We start from the raw sequence: 20,180 nt of genomic DNA, 5'->3' as shown, positions 1-20,180 counted from the left end.
GCTGCATGACGACGCGGATCAACCCGAGCATCCTCGCTGCCGACTTCGCGAACCTCGAGCGCGAGCTCGGGCGCATCGCGAGTGCCGACCTCGTGCACGTCGACGTGATGGACAACCATTTCGTGCCGAACCTCACCTTCGGCCTGCAGATGGTCGGGCGGTTGCAAGAGGTGAGCCCGATTCCGCTCGATGTGCACCTCATGATCGACGATCCCGATCGCTGGGCGCCCGGCTACGCCGAGACGGGTGCGTTCTCGGTGACGTTCCATGCCGAGGCCGCCTCCGACCCCGTGGCACTTGCGCGGCGACTCCGTGAGATCGGCGCCCGCGCGGGCATCGCTCTCAAGCCCGGCACTGATGTCGATCCCTACCTCGAACTGCTGCCAGAGTTCGACCAGGTGCTCGTGATGACCGTCGAGCCCGGCTTCGGCGGTCAGTCGTTCATGTCCGAAACGATGCCGAAGCTCACCAGGCTCGCGAGTACGGTGCGCGAGACCGGCCTCGACGTGTGGTTGCAGGTCGACGGCGGCATCTCGCTCGAGACGATCGGCATCGCCGCCGCGGCCGGCGCGAACACCTTCGTCGCGGGTTCGGCGGTTTTCGGGGCCGAGGTGCCGGCCGAGCGCATCGCCGAGCTTCGTGACGCCGCGTCGGCGCACACCCACACGCACCGGTAGCCTAGAAGTGTGAAGACCTTCGACGAACTCTTCGTCGAGCTCGCAGACAAAGCCCGAACCCGACCAGAGGGTTCCGGCACGGTGCGCGAGCTCGACGCCGGCGTGCACGCCATCGGCAAGAAGATCGTCGAGGAGGCGGCCGAGGTGTGGATGGCCGCCGAGTACCAGAGCGATGACGAGACGGCTGAAGAGATCTCGCAGCTCCTCTACCACCTGCAGGTGCTGATGCTCGCGAAGGGGCTCTCGCCCGCCGACGTGTACCGACATCTCTGAAACGTCCATGGCTGCTCAGAACCGTCGACACGGCAGTATTGCCGAGAACCAGAGACAGAACATGCTCCGAATCGCCGTGCCCAACAAGGGCTCGCTCGCTGAAACCGCCGCGCAGATGTTGTGGGAGGCCGGGTACACCGGTCGCCGCGACCCGCGCGACCTGCACACCGCCGACCCTCGCAACGGGGTCGAGTTCTTCTACCTCCGCCCGCGCGATATCGCGACGTACGTGGGTTCCGGCGCGCTCGACGTCGGCATCACGGGTCGCGACCTCCTGCTCGATTCGGGGTCGGATGCCGTAGAGATCGCGCCGCTCGGATTCGGCGACTCGACCTTCCGCTTCGCCGGGCCGGCTGGCGGCTTCGTCGAGCTCTCCGAGCTCGACGGCGTTCGCGTGGCCACGAGCTACCCGGGTCTCGTGGGGGCGTTCCTCGCCGGTCACGGTGTCACCGCCAAGCTCGTGAAGCTCGACGGTGCGGTCGAGTCCGCTGTGCGGCTCGGCGTCGCGGACGCCGTCGCCGATGTCGTCTCCACGGGCTCGACGCTTCGCGCGGCCGGCCTCGAGATCTTCGGCCCCGTCATTCTCGACTCCGAGGCCGTGCTCATCGGGTCGGGGGTCGACAAGCCCGGCGCATCGACGTTGCTGCGACGGCTGCAGGGAGTGCTCGTCGCGCGCCAGTACGTGCTGCTCGACTACGACGTGCCGGTGGAGCACCTCGAGCGCGCGACCGCTGCCGCTCCGGGATTCGAATCGCCGACGGTGTCGCCGCTGCACGACCCCGAGTGGGTCGCGGTGCGCGTCATGATCCCTCGCGCCGAGATGAACCACGTCATGGACGAGCTCTACGAGTTGGGTGCACGGGCGATCCTCGTGAGCGCCATCCACGCGGCGCGGTTGTGAGGCCGGAGTGTCTCTCGCCGTCCGTGTGATTCCGTGCCTCGACGTGGCCGCAGGCCGCGTGGTGAAGGGCGTCAACTTCCAGAACCTGCGCGATGCGGGTGACCCCGTCGAGCTCGCGGCCCGTTACGCCGAACAGGGCGCTGACGAACTCACGTTCCTCGACGTCACCGCGACGGTCGACGCTCGATCGACGACCTACGACATGGTGCAGCGGGTGGCCGAACAGGTCTTCATCCCACTCACGGTCGGCGGCGGCATCCGCTCGACCGAAGACGTCGCCCGGCTGCAGGGTCACGGCGCCGACAAGATCGGCGTCAACAGCGCGGCCATCGCCCGCCCCGCGCTCATCGACGAGATCGCCGACCGGTTCGGCGCCCAGGTGCTCGTGCTCTCGCTCGACGTCAAGCGCTCGGGTCGCACCCCGTCGGGCTTCGTGGTGACGACCCATGGCGGCCGCACCGAGACCGACCTCGATGCGCTCGAATGGGCGCGCCGGGGCATCGAACTCGGCGCGGGGGAATTGCTCGTCAACTCGATCGACGCCGACGGCACGAAGGCCGGCTTCGACCTCGAACTCACCGCGCTCATGCACGAGCTCTCGACCGTGCCCGTCATCGCCTCGGGTGGAGCGGGCGCGGTCGCCGATTTCCCGCCCGCCATCGCGGCGGGAGCCGATGCCGTGCTCGCGGCATCCGTGTTCCACAACGGCGAGCTGACGATCGGCGAAGTGAAGGCCGCACTGGCGGCCGATGGGAGGATCGTGCGATGACCACGGAATCGACGGTCGATGAGGCGCTCGAGCGTGCAGTCTTCAACGCCGACGGCCTACTGCCCGCCGTCATCCAGCAGTGGGACAGCGGTGAGATGCTGATGCTCGGTTGGATGGATCGCGAGGCGCTCCGCCGCACCCTGACCGAGGGCCGAGTGACGTTCTGGTCGCGATCGCGGCGGGAGTACTGGCGCAAGGGCGACACCTCGGGCCACGTGCAGTACGTGCGCTCGGCCGCCCTCGACTGCGACGCCGACACCCTGCTGGTGAAGGTCGAGCAGCTCGGCGCCGCGTGCCACACCGGCACCCGCACCTGCTTCGACGGCGACCCGATCGCCGTGACCCCGGGGTTCCCACCAGCCGACTGACTTGAGGAGCACACGTTGGCCGACGCCACGACCACGTTCGACGAGTTCACCGCACTGCGCGCGGGGCGCCGCGTCGTGCCCGTCGTGCGCGAACTCTTCGCCGACGGTGAGACACCGGTGGGCATCTACCGCAAGCTCGCGGGCGGCCGGCCGGGCACGTTCCTGCTCGAGTCGGCGGAGCAGGGCGGCATCTGGTCGCGGTACTCCTTCGTCGGGGTCTCGTCGTACGGCGTGATCACCGAGGCCGACGACCGGGTGCGGTGGCAGGACTACGGCCTCAGCGCCGAACGCGCGCTCGGCGACGCCGCGGGCCTGGCCCCTCTGGCCGCGCTCGAGGCCTTGTTCGAACGGTGGCGCACCGAAGACGTGCCTGGCGCACCGCCGCTCACGGGCGGCCTCGTCGGGTTCATCGGCTGGGAGGCGATCCGACAGATCGAGCGGTTGCCGAATCGCCCGCCGTCGGAGTTCCAAATGCCCGGACAAGCGTTCGCGTTCGTCTCCGAGCTCGTGGTGATCGACCATCGCACGGGCACTGTGCAGCTCATCGCATCGGTGTTGAACGACCGTGGCGAAGACGCCGGTGCACTCTGGAACGACGCGCAGACGAGGCTCGACCGCATGCAGCGCGGTCTCGCGCAGCCCACCGAGGCGTGGCTCGCCGAGATCGACCTCACACGCGCCGCCGATCCGGTGCACCGCACCGAGAAGTCCGACTTCCTCGCCGCCGTCGATCGCTCGAAGGAGTACATCCGCGACGGCGACATCTTCCAGGTGGTCATCTCGCAGCGGTTCGAGCAGCAGGCGACGGCGCATCCGATCGATGTGTACCGCGTGCTTCGCAGCCTGAACCCGAGTCCGTACATGTACCTCCTGCATCTCGAAGACATGGCGGGGCAGCCGTACTGGATCGTCGGGTCTTCGCCCGAGGCACTCGTGAAGGTGCAGCAGAGCCGGGTGTTCACGCATCCGATCGCCGGGTCGAAGCCGCGAGGCGCGACTCCCGAAGCGGATGCCGACCTCGAGGCGGAGCTCATCGCCGACCCGAAGGAGCAGGCCGAGCACCTGATGCTCGTCGACCTCGCCCGCAACGACCTCGCGAAGGTCTGCATCGCGGGCTCGGTCGAGGTGACCGAGTTCATGCGCGTCGAGCGCTTCAGCCACATCATGCACCTCGTCTCCTCCGTCGAGGGTGATCTCGTGCCGGGGGCGAACGCGATCGACGTGTTCCGTGCGACGTTCCCCGCGGGCACGCTCTCCGGCGCACCGAAGCCGAGGGCACTCGAGATCATCGATGAGCTCGAGCCGGCGCAGCGCGGTCTCTACGGGGGAGTCGTCGGCTACTTCGGATTCGGCGGCGACGCCGACCTCGCCATCGCGATCCGCACGGCGACCATCTCGGGCGGCGTCGCCCGGGTGCAGGCCGGCGGCGGTCTCGTCGCCGATTCCGATCCCGAGTCCGAGTACCAGGAGTCGCGCAACAAGGCTGCTGCACCGCTTCGCGCCGTTGCGGTCGCCAACGCGATGAGACGGGTGGAGTCATGAAGCCGGCGCGCATGAAGCTGCCGACGATCCTCGCGACGATCGTCGCATCGGGGCTCGTGCTGCTCTCCTGGAGCCAGACCTGGTTCGAACTCGTGATCGAGGCGAGCACCGTCGCCGGTTCCGGTGAGCCGGTCGCCGTCGCAGGCAGCGTCGCCTCACCGGCACTCGCCGCGCTCGGACTCGCCGGACTCGCCCTCGTGGCCGCTCTGGCGATCGCGGGCCCGGGCATCCGTGTCGTGCTCGGCGTGCTCGAGATCGTGCTCGGCGGGTGCGTGCTGCTCGCCGCGGGCATTTCGCTGGCCGATCCGATCGCCGCAGTTTCTCCCGCGGTCACCGAGGCCACGGGCGTCGCCGGTGCCGCGCCGACGGCCGAGCTCGTGGCGTCCGCATCCCCGACGCTGTGGCCGGTGATCGCGATCGTGGGCGGAGCGCTCATGGTGCTCGCGGGCCTAGCGGTGCTCGTGACCGGCGGCCGCTGGCCGGGCTCGTCGCGGCGCTACGGTGGCGCGCGAGCGTCGAATGCGGGATCCGGCGACGGGGAACGCCCTGCCTCGGATCGCGCGATCGACGACTGGGACGGCTTGAGCCGTGGCGACGACCCCACCGGCGATCCCGCCGACGATCCGACCGGCGACCCGATCGGCGATCCGAGCGACGGCGAGGCCGCCGACCCGAACCATGACGAGAGCCCCAGCGGTCCGAACCGCTAGACTGACCGACGAAAACCCCGCACGAAGGAGCATCATGAGCATTGAGACCGCAGATCCCGGCCACGGACACTCGCCCGCGGCATGGACCGCCGTCACGATCATGCTCATCGCGTTCATCATCGGCACCGTCGCCTTCTTTTTCGAGCTGCAGTGGCTCGTCTGGGCTTCGGCAGGGCTCCTCATCGTCGGCCTTCTCGTCGGCTGGGTGCTCACGCGTGCCGGCTACGGCGTCGGCGGCTCGAAGGTCGCCGAAAAGGTGCACTGATGCTCGATGAGTTGACGGCGAACGCTGTCGCCGACGCTCTGGCGCGCCGCGAGAGCACGACGCTCGCCGAAGTCGAGGCAGCCGCGCTCGCGCGTCCGGCCGCCCTCGACGCCCTCGAGGCGCTCCGGCCGGCGGCCCACGTGAAGATCATCGCCGAGATCAAGCGGTCGAGCCCTTCGCGCGGCCCGCTCGCGTCGATCGAAGACCCTGCTGCGCTCGCCCGGAGCTACGAGTTGGGTGGTGCGAGCGCGATCAGCGTGCTCACCGAGGGGCGCAAGTTCGGCGGCTCCCTCGCAGACCTCGAGACCGTGCGTCGTGCCGTCGCCTTGCCGGTGCTTCGCAAGGACTTCATCGCGACGCCGTATCAGGTGTTCGAGGCCCGCGCCGCGGGCGCCGACCTCGTGCTGCTCATCGTCGCCGCGCTCGACGACACCCTGCTGCGCGAGCTCCACGATCTCATCGTCGAACTCGGCATGACGCCGCTCATCGAGACCCATTCGGCCGCAGAGCTCGAGCGAGCTGCCGCACTCGGTGCTCGCCTCATCGGCGTGAACGCCCGCGACCTCTCGACCTTCGAGCTCGACCGCGACCTCTTCGGCCGACTCGCCCCTCGATTCCCCGAGGGCGCGATCCGCGTCGCGGAGTCCGCGGTGCTGTCGGCTGCGGATGTCGCGCACTACCGCTCATCGGGCGCCGACGTCGTGCTCGTCGGCGAGGCGCTCGTCACGGGCGGCGACCCGATTGCCAACCTCTCAGCTTTCCTGGCGGTGTGACATGGCGCTCAGAGCGCAGACCGGTCCGTATTTCGGCGAATTCGGCGGGCGCTTCGTGCCCGAGTCGCTCATCGCCGCCCTCGATGAGCTCGGCGAAGCCTACGATCTCGCGAAGCTCGATCCGGCGTTCGGCGCCGAACTCGCCGAACTCGGCCGCAGCTACACGGGTCGACCCTCGATCATCACCGAGGTGCCGCGGTTCGCTGCGCACGCCGGCGGCGCCCGGGTCATCCTGAAGCGCGAGGACCTCAACCACACGGGTTCCCACAAGATCAACAACGTGCTCGGTCAAGCGCTGTTGACGAAGCGAATCGGCAAGTCGCGCGTGATCGCCGAGACGGGTGCGGGTCAGCACGGCGTCGCGACGGCCACTGCTGCGGCGCTCTTCGGGCTCGACTGCGTGATCTACATGGGCGAGGTCGACACCGAACGGCAGGCGCTGAACGTCGCCCGAATGCGATTGCTCGGGGCCGAGGTCATCGCGGTGAAGGCGGGCTCGCGCACGCTGAAAGACGCCATCAACGAAGCGATGCGCGACTGGGTCACCAATGTCGAGACGACCAACTACATCTTCGGCACGGTCGCGGGCCCGCACCCGTTCCCCGAGATGGTGCGCGACTTCCAGAAGATCATCGGCGAAGAGGCCCGCCAGCAGGTGCTCGATCTCACGGGCGCGCTGCCGACCGCGGTCACGGCGTGCGTCGGTGGCGGCTCGAACGCGATCGGCATCTTCCACGCCTTCCTCGACGACACCGATGTCGCGCTGTACGGCTTCGAGGCGGGCGGTGACGGTGTCGAGACCGAGCGGCACGCGGCGACCATCACGAAGGGGCGCCCTGGTGTGCTTCACGGTGCACGCAGCTACCTGTTGCAAGACGATGACGGCCAGACGATCGAGTCGCATTCGATCTCTGCGGGCCTCGACTATCCGGGCGTCGGCCCCGAGCACTCGTGGCTCGCTGCACTCGGCCGGGCGAGCTACCGCCCGGTCACCGACGCCGCGGCCATGGAGGCGCTCCGCCTGCTCACCCTCACCGAGGGCATCATCCCGGCCATCGAATCGGCTCATGCCCTCGCCGGCACACTCGAACTCGGCCGTGAACTCGGCACCGAGGCCACGATCCTCGTGAATCTTTCGGGGCGCGGCGACAAAGACATGGACACTGCCGCACGTTACTTCGAGCTCTACGACCAGGAGAACGCCGAATGAACACGGTCGGTCCCGTCATCCGCCGGCGGAACGACGACGCGCGCGGCGCCCTCATCGGCTATCTGCCGGTCGGGTTCCCGACGTTCGACGAGAGCGTCGAAGCGGCGGTCGCCATGGTCGAGCACGGTGTCGATGCCATCGAACTGGGATTGCCCTATTCGGACCCCGTCATGGACGGCCCCGTCATTCAGGCGGCGACCCAGCAGGCCCTTGCGAACGGCTTCCGTCTCGCCGACAGCTTCGAGGCGGTCCGGCGCATCACCGAGCGGGTGGATGCCCCGGTGCTGATCATGACCTATTGGAACCCCGTCGTGCAGTACGGCGTCGACCGCTTCGCCGACGATCTCGCAGCTGCCGGGGGAGCGGGGCTCATCACCCCGGATCTCATCCCCGATGAGGCTGCGGCGTGGATCGCGGCATCCGAGCGCACGGGTCTCGACCGGGTGTTCCTCGCCGCGCCGACGTCGAGCGACGTTCGCATCAGGCAGGCCATCGAGGCGAGCCGTGGCTTCGTCTACGCCGTGTCGACGATGGGTATCACGGGCGCCCGCAGCGACGTCGACCGAGCCGCTCGCACGCTCGTCGAGCGGCTGACCGAAGCGGGTGCGCCCGCGAGCTGCGTCGGTGTGGGCATCTCCACGGCCGCGCAGGTCGCCGAGGTGCTCGAGTACGCAGAGGGCGCGATCGTGGGCTCGGCGCTCGTGAACGCACTTGCGACCGGCGGTGTGCCGGCCGTCGGCGAGCTCGCCGCGGAACTCGCGCGCGGAACCCGCGCGGAGTGAAGTACGCTCATTGAGGCCGTCAGCGGCCGACGCAACTGAGGAAAGGCACAAGCCGGCGTGATCGCACCGTTCAGCATCCCGAGCCCAGACCCCGCGTGGCGCGCATTCGAGATCCCCGTGCCTTGGGGCGTGCTCGTCATCAACACGTACGCGCTCTGCATCCTCGTCGGCATCATCCTCGCCGTCATCATCACCTCGCGCCGGCTGACCAAGCGCGGCGCAGAGCCCGGCATCGTGCTCGACATCGCACTCTGGGCCGTGCCCCTCGGCATCATCGGCGCTCGGTTCTACCACGTGTTCACGCACCCCGCCGATTACTTCGCGGGGCAGGAATGGTGGACCGTCTTCGCCATCTGGGAGGGCGGCAACGCGATCTACGGCGCCCTCATCGGCGGCGCAGTCGGCGTGATCATCGGGTGCAGGTTCACGGGCATCCGTTTCTGGTCGTTCGCCGACGCACTTGCGCCCGGCCTGCTCGTCGCGCAAGCGGTCGGCCGCCTCGGCAACTGGTTCAACCACGAGCTCTTCGGTTCGCCGACAGACCTGCCCTGGGGCCTCGAGATCTCTTCCGACAACGCCGCTTTCCCGGCCGGTCTGGCCGAAGGCACGCTCTTCCACCCCACGTTCCTCTACGAACTCATCTGGAACCTCGCGGGTGCCGCGGTCATCATCCTGCTCGAGCGCAAGTTCAACCTGCGCTGGGGCAAGGCCTTCGGCGTCTACCTCATCTGGTACGGCGCAGGCCGTTCGTTCTTCGAGTCCATCCGCGTCGACCCGAGCGAGATGTTCCTCGGTATCCGGGTGAACGTCTGGGCGTCATTCGCGGCGATCGTCATCGGCATCGTCCTGATCCTCGTGCAGCGCCGCCGCCACACCGGCGACGAGCCGAGTCCGTACGTGCCGGGGCGTGAATGGAGCGCTCCCGATGCTGAGGTAGACTCCGAAGACACCGAGTCCGACTCCGACTCTCTCGACGATGAGGTCGAGGGCGCGAGCGAATCGGGCGAACCGGCGGCCACAAGCCCCAGCCGATCCACCTCGAAGTAGGTACGCCCCAACACCGCGTTCTCCGAAAGCGACGCCGCATCACGCGTTGCGACATCTCCCTTGATGGGCCGACGACGTCCCCCGCTGCACACTTAGTTGATGAGGACGGTTCACGTGTCGCTCACCCCACCCTTCTCGAGGTTCGGTACTGTTCCCGCTGCCCAGGGCATGTACGACCCTGCCGACGAGAAAGACGCCTGCGGCCTCGCGATGGTCGCGACCCTGCGTGGCACGGCCGGGCACGACATCATCACCGTGGCACTCGACGCCCTGCGCAACCTCGAGCACCGCGGTGCCGTCGGCTCCGACGCCGGCACCGGCGACGGGGCGGGCATCGTGACGCAGGTGCCCGACGAATTCCTCCGCGCGGTCACCGCATTCGCGCTTCCGGCCGCCGGGGCGTACGCCGTCGGCAACGCCTTCCTGCCCGTCGACCCCACCGCGCGCAGCAGGGTCAAGCAGGCACTGGTCGGACTTGCGGCATCCGAAGGCCTTTCGGTGATCGGATGGCGCGAAGTGCCCGTGCGACCCGATGAGCTCGGTACTCTCGCCCGTGCAGCCATGCCGGTCGTGCAGCAGCTGTTCGTGCACGCCGTCGCCACCTCGTCGACCGGTGCGTCCGTGTCAGGCATCGAGCTCGACCGGCTCACCTTCCGGTTGCGCAAGCGCGCCGAACGCGAGCTCGAACTCTACTTCGCCTCGCTCTCCAGCCGCACTCTCGTCTACAAGGGCATGGTCACGACCCTGCAGCTCGAGCCCTTCTATCCCGACCTCTCCGATGAGCGCTTCGCATCGAAGCTCGCGCTCGTGCACTCGCGCTACTCGACGAACACCTTCCCGTCGTGGCCGCTCGCCCAGCCGTTCCGCATGATCGCGCACAACGGCGAGATCAACACCATTCAGGGCAACCGCAACTGGATGCGGGCGCGCCAGTCGCAGCTCGAGTCGGAGCTCCTCGGCGACCTCGCGCCGATCCGGCCGATCGTCACACCGGGAGCGAGCGACTCCGCCTCCTTCGACGAGGTCGTCGAGCTCCTGACGCTCGCCGGCCGCAGCCTGCCGCACGCGGTCATGATGATGGTGCCCGAGGCATGGGAGAACCAGACCGAGATCGACGCCGAGCGTCGCGCGTTCTACGAGTACCACTCGATGCTCATGGAGCCGTGGGACGGCCCCGCGGCGATCGTCTTCACCGATGGCGCGCTCGTCGGCGCGACCCTCGACCGCAACGGACTGCGCCCGGGCCGATACGTCGTGACCGACGACGGACTCGTCGTGCTCGCGAGCGAGATCGGCGTGCTCGACATCGATCAGAGTCGCATCGTGCGCAAGGGCCGGCTGCAGCCGGGGCGCATGTTCCTCGTCGACACCGAGGCGGGTCGCCTCATCGAAGACGACGAGATCAAGGCCGAGCTCGCCGCAGCGGAGCCGTGGGGAGATTGGCTCGAGCAGGGTCGCATCCAGTTGGCGGAGCTGCCCGAGCGCGAGCACATCGTGCACCCGCCGGCATCCGTCAATCGGCGTCAGCGCACCTTCGGCTACACCGAGGAAGAGGTGAGGATCCTGCTCGCGCCGATGGCGCGCACTGCGGCGGAACCCCTCGGTGCGATGGGCGCCGACACGCCGATCGCGGTGCTCTCCGAGCGCCCACGACTGCTCTTCGACTACTTCACGCAGCAGTTCGCGCAGGTCACCAACCCACCGCTCGACTCGATCCGCGAGGCAGTCGTCACCTCGCTCGGCACCTCCCTCGGCCCCGAGCGCAACCTGCTCGACGCAGGCCCCGAGCACGCCCGGCAGGTCTCGCTCACGTTCCCCGTGATCGACAACGACGAGCTCGCGAAGATCGTGCACATCGACCCGACGCCCGGGCGCCGTACGACGGTCACGGTGCGCGGCCTCTACCGCTTCGACGAGGGCGCCGACGCGATGCGCAACCGTCTCACGGCGATCTGCGGTGAGGTCGATGAGGCCATCGAGGCCGGAGCCGCCTTCATCGTGCTGAGCGATCGGGACTCCAACAAAGACCTGGCGCCGATTCCGTCGCTGCTCATGCTCTCGGCGGTGCATCACCACCTCATCCGTTCCGAGAACCGCATGAAGGTCGGCCTCGTCGTCGAGGCGGGCGATGTTCGCGAAGTGCATCACGTCGCGCTGCTCATCGGCTACGGGGCATCCGCTGTGAACCCCTACCTCGCGATGGAGACGTGCGAAGACCTCGTGCGTTCGGGCGTGATCACCGGTGTGACGCCCGAAGAAGCGGTGCGCAACGTCATCAAGGCGCTCGGCAAGGGCGTGCTGAAGATCATGTCGAAGATGGGCATCTCGACCATCTCCTCGTATGCGGGTGCGCAGGCCTTCGAGGCCATCGGCCTGGCGCAGGGCTTCATCGACGAATTCTTCACGGGTACGACGTCGAAGCTCGGCGGAGTGGGCATCGATGCGATCGCGGTCGAGAACCTCGACCGGCACACCCAGGCGTACCCGCAAGACGCCGCTGTCCGCGCCCACGAGCGTCTGAGCACGGGCGGCGAGTACCAGTGGCGCCGCGACGGCTCGCCTCACCTCTTCAACCCCGAGACGGTCTTCCGCCTGCAGCACTCCACGAGGAACCGGCGGTACGACGTGTTCCGCGAGTACACCTCGCTCGTCGACTCGCAGGCTGAAGAGCTGATGACGCTGCGCGGCATGTTCGCGCTGCGAACCGGCACTCGGCCGGCAGTGCCGATCGATGAGGTCGAATCCATCGAGTCGATCGTCAAGCGGTTCTCGACCGGTGCGATGAGCTACGGCTCCATCTCCAAAGAGGCGCACGAGTCGCTCGCGATCGCGATGAACCGTCTCGGCGCCAAGTCCAACACGGGCGAAGGCGGCGAAGACCTCGACCGGCTGCTCGACCCCGAGCGACGCAGCGCGATCAAGCAGGTCGCATCGGGCCGGTTCGGCGTCACGAGCATGTACCTCACGCACGCCGACGACATCCAGATCAAGCTCGCCCAGGGCGCCAAGCCCGGCGAGGGCGGTCAGTTGCCGCCGACGAAGGTGTACCCGTGGGTGGCGCGCACCAGGCACGCGACCGCCGGAGTCGGGCTGATCTCGCCGCCGCCGCACCACGACATCTACTCCATCGAAGACCTCAAGCAGCTGATCTTCGACTTGAAGCGCGCGAATCCGAAGGCTCGCGTGCACGTGAAGCTCGTGAGCCAGTCGGGCATCGGCGCGGTCGCCGCCGGCACGGCCAAGGCCCTCGCCGACGTGATCCTCGTCTCAGGACACGATGGCGGCACCGGGGCGAGCCCGTTGAACTCGCTGAAGCACGCCGGCACGCCGTGGGAGCTCGGCCTCGCCGAGACCCAGCAGACCCTCATGCTGAACGGCATGCGCGACCGCGTCGTGGTGCAGGTCGACGGGCAGCTGAAAACCGGCCGAGACGTCGTGATCGGTGCGCTCCTCGGAGCCGAGGAGTTCGGCTTCGCCACCGCACCGCTCGTCGTGCAGGGCTGCGTCATGATGCGCGTCTGCCACCTCGACACCTGCCCGGTCGGCGTCGCGACCCAGAATCCCGAGCTGCGCAAGCGCTTCTCGGGCAAGCCCGAGTTCGTCGTCAACTTCTTCGAGTTCATCGCCCAAGAGGTGCGGGAGTACCTCGCCGAGCTCGGCTACCGATCGATCGACGAGATCATCGGTCGACGCGAACTGCTCGATGTCGACCGTGCCGTCGATCACTGGAAGGCGTCGGGCCTCGACCTCTCTCCGGTGCTCGTCGGCCCCGACTTCGCCGAGGCCGAGCCGCGGCGCAACGCTCGTGCGCAAGACCACGAACTCGACAAGCACTTCGACAACGAGCTCATCCGCCGCAGCAAACTCGTGCTCGAGCGGGGCGGCAGGGTCGAGATCGCCTTGCCGATTCGCAATACCGAGCGTGCCGTCGGCACGATGCTCGGACACGAGGTCACCGCGCGTCGCGGCGAGCACGGCCTCCCTGCCGGATCGATCGACGTCACGCTCACCGGCTCGGCCGGGCAGTCGCTCGGTGCGTTCCTGCCGAGCGGCATCACGCTGCGGCTCGAGGGCGACTCGAACGACTACGTGGGCAAGGGCCTCTCCGGCGGCCAGATCGTCGTCCGTCCGTCGAGCGACAGCGGTTTCGTGGCCGAACGCAACGTGATCGCCGGCAACGTGATCGGCTACGGCGCGACACAGGGCAGCATGTTCATCCGCGGCATCGTGGGTGAACGGTTCCTCGTGCGCAATTCGGGGGCGACCGCGGTCGTCGAAGGCGTCGGCGATCACGCGCTCGAGTACATGACCGGTGGTCTCGCGCTGATTCTCGGCGAGACGGGCCGCAACCTCGGCGCCGGCATGTCGGGCGGCACCGCCTACGTGCTCGGGCTCCGCGAGGGACGAGTCAACCGCGAGTCCCTGACCACCGGAGAACTCGAGCTGACGTCACTCGGCAGTGCCGACCGCGAGATCGTGCGCGACCTGCTCGAACAGCACGTCGCGAACACCGATTCCGCAGTCGCCGCGGCACTCCTCGCTGCCGGCGACGCCGCGTTCGACCGGTTCACCAAGGTGCTGCCGCGCGACTACGCCGCAGTGCTCCGCACCCGTCAGAGCGCGGTCGACGAGGGGCTCGACCCCGACGGAGACGTGGTTTGGACGAGAATTCTGGAGGTGACGAATGGCTGAGACGATCCAGACCCTGGACGAGGCTGCGCCCATGAACACGCTCGAGGTGACGAATGGCTGAGACGATCCAGACACCGGACGAGGCTGCGCCCATGAACACGCTCGAGGTGACGAATGGCTGAGACGATCCAGACACCGGACGAGGCTGCGCCCATGAACACGCTCGAGGTGACGAATGGCTGACCCGAAGGGCTTTCTGAAGGTCACCGAGCGCGAGCTGCCCAAGCGGCGACCCGTTCCGGTGCGCATCATGGACTTCAAAGAGGTCTACGAACAGGGCGACCCCGCCCAGCTCCGCCGCCAGGCCGGCCGCTGCATGGACTGCGGCATTCCGTTCTGCCATCAGGGCTGCCCGCTCGGCAACCTGATCCCCGAGTGGAACGACCTCATGTACCGCGGCGAAGGTCGGGCGGCAGCAGACCGCCTCCACGCCACGAACAACTTCCCCGAGTTCACGGGCCGGCTCTGCCCCGCCCCCTGCGAGTCGTCATGCGTGCTCGGCATCAACCAGCCCGCGGTGACCATCAAGCAGGTCGAGGTCTCGATCATCGACCAGGCGTTCGGAAGCGGATGGGTGCAGCCGCAACCGCCCGGTCGGCTCACGGGCAAGACCGTTGCGGTCGTCGGCTCCGGCCCCGCCGGCCTGGCTGCCGCACAGCAGTTGACGCGTGCAGGTCACACGGTCGCCGTCTTCGAGCGCGACGACCGCATCGGGGGTCTGCTTCGCTACGGCATCCCCGACTTCAAGATGGAGAAGAAGCACCTCGACCTGCGCCTCGCGCAGATGACCGCAGAGGGCACCCGCTTCCGTGCCGGCGTGAACATCGGGGTCGATATCACGTGGCCCCAGCTCCGCGAGCGCTACGACGCCGTCGTGGTCGCGACCGGCGCGATCGTGCCGCGTGACCTGCCCATTCCGGGGCGAGACCTGCCGGGCGTGCACTTCGCCATGGACTACCTGACCCAGTCCAACCGCCACCTCGCCGGTGACCAGGTGTTCGATCAGATCACCGCAGAGGGCAAGCACGTCGTCGTCCTCGGTGGCGGCGACACCGGCGCCGACTGCATCGGCACCGCGCACCGACAGGGCGCCCTGTCGGTCACCAATCTCGCGATCGGCAAGGAGCCGGGCGCGAGCCGTCCCGAGCACCAGCCGTGGCCGATGCATCCGACGCTGTTCGAGGTGCAGACCGCGCACGAAGAGGGCGGCAACCGGCAGTTCCTCGCCTCGACGGTCGAGTTCCTCGCGAACGACGCCGGCGAGGTCCGCGCCATCCGCGTGGCCGAGACCGAGTACCTCGACGGGCGCCGAGTTCCGATGGCCGGCACCGAGCGGGAGATTCCTGCCGACCTCGTGCTGCTCGCGCTCGGATTCACCGGCCCCGAGACCGCAGCGCTCGACGAGCAGATGCGGCTGCCGGTCACCGACCGTGGCAACATCGCGCGCGAAGGCGACTATGCGACGGCCCAGCCGGGCGTGTTCGTCGCCGGGGACGCCGGCCGCGGACAGTCCCTGATCGTGTGGGCCATCGCGGAAGGCCGTGCTGCGGCGTCTGCTGTCGACCGCTACCTTGAAGGCGAGACCCTGCTGCCCGCACCGATCCCCTCGACGGCACAGGCGTTCTCCATCTGACCACTGCGCGCCGCACGGCGCGCTTCGACCAACACAACCCAGCGCTTTGCGCAGAATATCGGGAGCACACACCACATGAGACGAGCGAAGATCGTCGCCACCCTCGGGCCGGCGACATCGAGCTATGAGCAGATCCGGGCGATCATCGATGCAGGCATCGACGTTGCACGGATGAACCTCAGCCACGGCAGCTACGACGTGCACGAGGGCGTTTACCAGAACGTGCGCAAGGCGGCGAACGACTCCGGTCGGGCGATCGCCGTGCTCGTCGACCTGCAGGGCCCCAAGATCAGGCTCGGCAAATTCGCCGATGGGCCGCACGAGCTCGCTGAGGGTGACATCTTCAAGATCACCACCGACGACGTGCTCGGCACGCAAGAGCTCGTCAGCACGACGTACAAGGGCCTGCCCGACGACGTGAAGCCGGGCGACTTCCTGCTCATCGACGACGGCAAGGTGCGCGTCGAGGTCGTCGAGACCGATGGCACCGTCGTCACGACCCGGGTCATCGTCGCCGGGCCGGTGTCGAACAACAAGGGCATCAACCTGCCCGGCGTCGCGGTGAATGTGCCCGCGCTCTCCGACAAAGACGAGGCCGACCTCCGCTGGGGTCTCGAGCTCGGCGCCGACCTCATCGCACTCTCCTTCGTCCGCGACGCCTCTGACATCACTCGCGTGCACGAGATCATGGACGAGATGGGGCGACGCGTGCCCGTCGTCGCGAAGATCGAGAAGCCGCAGGCAGTCGACGCGCTCGAAGAGATCACCGAGGCGTTCGATGCGATCATGGTCGCCCGCGGTGACCTCGGCGTCGAACTGCCACTCGAGGCGGTGCCGATCGTGCAGAAGCGCGCCGTCGAGATCGCGCGTCGTCTCGCGAAGCCCGTGATCGTGGCCACGCAGATGCTCGAGTCGATGATCCACAGCCCGGTGCCGACGCGTGCCGAGACCTCCGACGTCGCGAACGCCGTGCTCGACGGAGCCGACGCCGTCATGCTCTCGGGCGAGACGAGCGTGGGAGAGTACCCCGTCATCACCGTGCAGACGATGGCCCGCATCGTCGAGTCGACCGAGCAGCACGGGCTCGACCGCATTCTGCCGCTCGGCACGAAGCCGCGCACTCAGGCCGGCGCGATCACGGCCGCAGCCGTCGAGGTCGCCGACTTCGTCGAGGCGAAGTACCTCTGCGTCTTCACCGAGTCCGGGGAGTCGGTGCGTCGCATGACGCGTCTGCGCTCGAAGATCCCGATCCTCGCGTTCACGCCCGACCCGGCGATCCGACGTCGCCTGGCGCTCAACTGGGGCGTCGAGTGCTACGTTGTCGCCCGCGTCACGCATACTGACCAAATGGTCGGCCAGGTCGACGAGGTGCTCGCCAAGACCGGCAAGGCCGTCAAGGGCGAGAAGGTCATCATCATCTCCGGGTCCCCTCCCGGAATCCCCGGCACCACGAACGACGTGCGTGTGCACGTCGTCGGCGAGGTGCTCTAGCCGTCAGCCCGCGAGGGGTCGGTCCCGTGAGGGCCGCCTCCGCGCGCTCACAGGCGGGTAGCGGATGTCGCGGCATCCGCTGCGCTGCGTGTCGGAATGCGTGGGTAGTCGGCAGGGCGACAGGCCGGAATTCGGTGGTTTGCTAGCATGGATTCGCAGCACCTCGTCCGCCTGAGGAGTGAGCATGAACCGATCGATCAGCGTTCTCTTCCGTGCGATCCCGTTGGTGATGGGGGCGGTATGCCTCGCGTTCGGGCTCTACGTCCTGTCGGGCGGTGACGAGGCGAACCACTTCGTCGCAGGCCACGTCAACATCGCCCTGACCGCGATCTGCATCGCGCTCTTCACGACCGCCGCGACGATCATTCGCCAGCTCGTCCACCGGTACGGCCGGTTCTGGGTCGTCGCGCTGCCGGTGCTCGGATACGCGGTCGCCCTCGCGACAGTGATCTGGGGCATCACGATCATCGGGCGGGGCGACGACTCGCCGTTCGTCGTGGCCGGTCATGTGGTACTCGGCATCGGGTTCATCGCGGGATGCGTGAGCACCGTGGCGACAGCATCGACCAAGTTCGTACTCATCCAGAAGAGCGCTGCGCGTCCCGTCGGGGGCGGTGCGCCGGAGGGTGCCTACTCACGTGGTGTCGGTGCCATGCTGATCGCGATCCCCGCGCTGCTCGCACTCGTCGGGCTCGTGGTCGCGGTGACCCTCTACGCGAGGGGCGGCGACGCCGCGCTGGTCGCGGGGCATGTCTTGGTCGGCCTGTCGCTGATCTGCTCCGCGCTCGTCGCGCTCGTCGCGAGCATCGTGCGACAGGTCCGCAACGAGTTCGGCGACGCCGAGCGCTACCGCTGGTCGTGGTGGGTCGTCGCGATGGGAACCATCAACGTGGTCCTCGGGTTCGTGGTGCTGTTCGGCTCGGACGATCCGGCGCGCCTCGCTCCCGGGACAGTGCTCATCGGTCTGGGTCTCATCTGCTTCAGCATCCTGTCCAAGGTGCTGCTGCTCGCGCTCGTGTGGCGCCGGGTCTTCGCCCTCGCCAACCGGATTCCGATCATCCCGGTTGGCACGGCGCTCGCATGCCTGTTCTTCGCCGCGTTCCTCTTCGAGGCGACCATGACCGAGTCGGGCTTCTTCGTCGGCGCGCACGTCCTGGTGGGTCTCGGCGCGGTCTGCTTCACGCTGTTCTCGATCGTGTCGATCCTCGAGGCCGGGACGTCGAAGTAGCTCGGACGCCTCAGCGCGGCCCGAGCCCGGCAGAAGGCGCCGGGCCGGTCGGGCCGGCTCCTTGGGCGTTCTCAGAGCGGGCAACGGATGCCGCGGCATCCGTCCCATCGTGCATGCGAGAATGCGTGCGTGGCCGTAGCGTTCGAGTGTCGTACCCGCTTGCCGATCGACGTCGAGACGGCGTTCGACCGGTCGCTCGATGTCGACGCGCACACGGCCTCGATGTCGGCGACACGAGAGCGTGCGGTCGACGGAGTGACCTCGGGCGTGATCGGTCTCGGCGAGGAGGTCACCTGGCGCGCGTGGCACCTCGGCCTGCCGCTCCGCATGACGAGTCGCATCACGCAGCTCAGCCGGCCGAACTCGTTCGTCGACGAACAAGTGCGGGGGCCGTTCTCGTGGTTCCGGCACGAGCATCGGTTCGAGGCGGCTGAGGGTGGCGGCACGCTCATGATCGATCGAGTGGCATTCGCCGCGCCGCTCGGCCCGTTCGGACGAATCGCCGAGCTCGTGCTCGGCCCCCGTACCTTCGTCGTCTCATCGAGCGACGCGGCGCGTTTCTCGCGGCGCCGCCCGGTGAGTGAACTCCGGGTTCGGTCAACTGGTGCCGGTGGTGGGGGTCGAACCCACACGCCCTTTCGGGCAAAGCATTTTGAGTGCTCCGCGTCTGCCATTCCGCCACACCGGCCAAGGGCCTCGCTCAGGATACCGTAGGCTTTCCTGCGTGACAGACACAGAATCAACCCAGCCGGCACCGCGCCGCGTCGTCGTAGCCGAAGATGAGTCGCTCATCCGCCTCGACATCGTCGAGATCCTGCGCGACAACGGCTTCGAGGTCGTCGGAGAGGCCGGAGACGGCGAGACCGCGGTCGCGCTCGCGACCGAGCTTCGGCCCGATCTCGTCATCATGGACGTCAAGATGCCCCAACTCGACGGCATCTCGGCCGCCGAACGACTCTCGAAGGGTCACATCGCGCCGGTCGTGCTTCTCACGGCGTTCAGCCAGAAAGAGCTCGTCGAGCGGGCCAGCGAGGCGGGCGCGCTCGCATACGTTGTGAAGCCGTTCACTCCCAACGACCTGCTGCCCGCGATCGAGATCGCCCTCGCGCGCCACGCGCAGATCATCGCGCTCGAGGCCGAGGTCGGCGACCTCGTCGAGCGTTTCGAGACCCGAAAGCTCGTCGATCGAGCGAAGGGCCTGCTCAACGAGAAGATGGGGCTCACCGAGCCCGAGGCGTTCCGGTGGATCCAGAAGGCATCGATGGACCGCCGTCTCACGATGAAAGACGTCTCGCAGGCGATCATCGAGCAGCTTTCGGCGAAGAAGTAGGCAACACCGTTTCAGAACAGCGGATGCCGCGGCGACCTGCCGCGGCATCCGCTGTTCTCGTACCTGCTCAGGTCGCCGGCAGATCTTTGATCAGGTTCGTGATGCGGATCGTCGAACAGCGTCGGCCCGCGTCGTCGGTGATGGCGATCTCGTGCGTCGTGAGGGTGCGGCCGAGGTGGATCGGCGTACAGACGCCGGTGACCCAGCCGTTCGTCGCGGAACGCGTGTGCGTAGCGTTGATCTCGATGCCGACGGCGAGCCGGCCGGCACCGGCCCAGAGATTCGCGGCCATCGAGCCGAGCGACTCGCCGAGCACGACGTAGGCGCCGCCGTGCAGCAGCATGGCGGGCTGCGTGTTGCCCTCGACCGGCATTCTCGCGACCGAACGATCGACCGAGAACTCGAGGAACTCGATGCCCATCTTCTCGGCCAGGGCGCCGGTTCCGCGCGCCTGCAGGTAGTCGATCGGGTCACTCGTCTGGGTCATGC

18 protein-coding genes and 1 tRNA gene are annotated in these 20,180 nt (G+C 68.1%); 17 read left to right on the top strand and 2 right to left on the bottom strand.

Annotated features, from left to right (window positions below):
• The first annotated feature begins 5 nt into the window (after window positions 1-5).
• From rpe to AC1C2R_RS17355, 16 genes are all read left to right on the top strand, one after another.
• A complete protein-coding gene (rpe, locus tag AC1C2R_RS17430) occupies window positions 6-677 on the top strand; it encodes a ribulose-phosphate 3-epimerase (protein ID WP_495380753.1) in 672 nt (223 codons plus the stop codon).
• A gap of 9 nt (window positions 678-686) precedes the next feature.
• Window positions 687-950 (top strand): phosphoribosyl-ATP diphosphatase, encoded by a 264-nt coding sequence (locus tag AC1C2R_RS17425; protein WP_495353829.1) that lies wholly within the window; start codon window positions 687-689, stop codon window positions 948-950.
• A 61-nt stretch (window positions 951-1,011) separates the two neighbouring features.
• Window positions 1,012-1,851: an ATP phosphoribosyltransferase gene (hisG, locus tag AC1C2R_RS17420; RefSeq protein WP_495353830.1), complete on the top strand. Its 840-nt coding sequence runs from the start codon at window positions 1,012-1,014 to the stop codon at window positions 1,849-1,851.
• A 7-nt stretch (window positions 1,852-1,858) separates the two neighbouring features.
• Entirely contained in the window at window positions 1,859-2,620 is a 762-nt protein-coding gene (gene hisF, locus AC1C2R_RS17415) for an imidazole glycerol phosphate synthase subunit HisF (RefSeq protein ID WP_495353831.1), read from the top strand.
• Window positions 2,617-2,988, top strand: coding sequence for a phosphoribosyl-AMP cyclohydrolase (gene hisI, locus AC1C2R_RS17410; RefSeq protein ID WP_495380752.1), 372 nt, complete (start codon window positions 2,617-2,619; stop codon window positions 2,986-2,988). Before hisF ends, hisI begins: the two co-directional genes overlap by 4 nt.
• Window positions 2,989-3,003: 15 nt before the next feature.
• Entirely contained in the window at window positions 3,004-4,530 is a 1,527-nt protein-coding gene (locus AC1C2R_RS17405; protein WP_495353833.1) for an anthranilate synthase component I, read from the top strand.
• An 11-nt stretch (window positions 4,531-4,541) separates the two neighbouring features.
• A complete protein-coding gene (locus AC1C2R_RS17400) occupies window positions 4,542-5,240 on the top strand; it encodes a Trp biosynthesis-associated membrane protein (RefSeq protein ID WP_495353834.1) in 699 nt (232 codons plus the stop codon).
• A 34-nt stretch (window positions 5,241-5,274) separates the two neighbouring features.
• Window positions 5,275-5,505 (top strand): DUF6704 family protein, encoded by a 231-nt coding sequence (locus AC1C2R_RS17395; RefSeq protein ID WP_495353835.1) that lies wholly within the window; start codon window positions 5,275-5,277, stop codon window positions 5,503-5,505.
• Window positions 5,505-6,278: an indole-3-glycerol phosphate synthase TrpC gene (gene trpC / locus AC1C2R_RS17390; protein WP_495353836.1), complete on the top strand. Its 774-nt coding sequence runs from the start codon at window positions 5,505-5,507 to the stop codon at window positions 6,276-6,278. Before AC1C2R_RS17395 ends, trpC begins: the two co-directional genes overlap by 1 nt.
• 1 nt (window position 6,279) lies before the next feature.
• Window positions 6,280-7,488 carry a tryptophan synthase subunit beta gene (gene trpB / locus AC1C2R_RS17385; protein WP_495380751.1) on the top strand — a complete coding sequence of 403 codons (1,209 nt, stop codon included), beginning with the start codon at window positions 6,280-6,282 and terminating at the stop codon, window positions 7,486-7,488.
• Window positions 7,485-8,270, top strand: coding sequence for a tryptophan synthase subunit alpha (trpA, locus tag AC1C2R_RS17380; RefSeq protein WP_495380750.1), 786 nt, complete (start codon window positions 7,485-7,487; stop codon window positions 8,268-8,270). Before trpB ends, trpA begins: the two co-directional genes overlap by 4 nt.
• A gap of 57 nt (window positions 8,271-8,327) precedes the next feature.
• Window positions 8,328-9,317 (top strand): prolipoprotein diacylglyceryl transferase, encoded by a 990-nt coding sequence (gene lgt / locus AC1C2R_RS17375; protein WP_495353839.1) that lies wholly within the window; start codon window positions 8,328-8,330, stop codon window positions 9,315-9,317.
• Between the two features lie 99 nt (window positions 9,318-9,416).
• Complete coding sequence (gene gltB, locus AC1C2R_RS17370; protein WP_495380749.1) at window positions 9,417-14,009, top strand: glutamate synthase large subunit; 4,593 nt, start codon at window positions 9,417-9,419, stop codon at window positions 14,007-14,009.
• 175 nt (window positions 14,010-14,184) lie between these two features.
• Window positions 14,185-15,642, top strand: coding sequence for a glutamate synthase subunit beta (locus AC1C2R_RS17365; RefSeq protein ID WP_495380748.1), 1,458 nt, complete (start codon window positions 14,185-14,187; stop codon window positions 15,640-15,642).
• Window positions 15,643-15,717: 75 nt separating this feature from the next.
• The gene (pyk, locus tag AC1C2R_RS17360; protein WP_495353842.1) at window positions 15,718-17,133 is read left to right on the top strand and encodes a pyruvate kinase; all 1,416 of its coding nucleotides are present in this window, start codon (window positions 15,718-15,720) and stop codon (window positions 17,131-17,133) included.
• A 184-nt stretch (window positions 17,134-17,317) separates the two neighbouring features.
• A complete protein-coding gene (locus AC1C2R_RS17355; protein WP_495353843.1) occupies window positions 17,318-18,361 on the top strand; it encodes a DUF2776 family protein in 1,044 nt (347 codons plus the stop codon).
• Window positions 18,362-18,963: 602 nt separating this feature from the next.
• On the opposite strand, the gene AC1C2R_RS17350 is transcribed toward AC1C2R_RS17355, so the two are convergent.
• Window positions 18,964-19,049, bottom strand: a tRNA-Leu gene (locus tag AC1C2R_RS17350).
• 36 nt (window positions 19,050-19,085) lie between these two features.
• Between AC1C2R_RS17350 and AC1C2R_RS17345 the strand changes: the two genes are divergently transcribed.
• The gene (locus AC1C2R_RS17345) at window positions 19,086-19,691 is read left to right on the top strand and encodes an ANTAR domain-containing response regulator (protein WP_495353845.1); all 606 of its coding nucleotides are present in this window, start codon (window positions 19,086-19,088) and stop codon (window positions 19,689-19,691) included.
• A 67-nt stretch (window positions 19,692-19,758) separates the two neighbouring features.
• Here AC1C2R_RS17345 and AC1C2R_RS17340 read toward each other — a convergent pair whose 3' ends face one another.
• Window positions 19,759-20,178 (bottom strand): hotdog fold thioesterase, encoded by a 420-nt coding sequence (locus AC1C2R_RS17340; RefSeq protein ID WP_495353846.1) that lies wholly within the window; start codon window positions 20,176-20,178, stop codon window positions 19,759-19,761.
• Window positions 20,179-20,180: the final 2 nt, after the last annotated feature.

The sequence above is a fragment of the Agromyces sp. Y182 genome (genome assembly GCF_059445385.1).
This window is presented reverse-complemented; position numbering and strand designations above follow the sequence as displayed.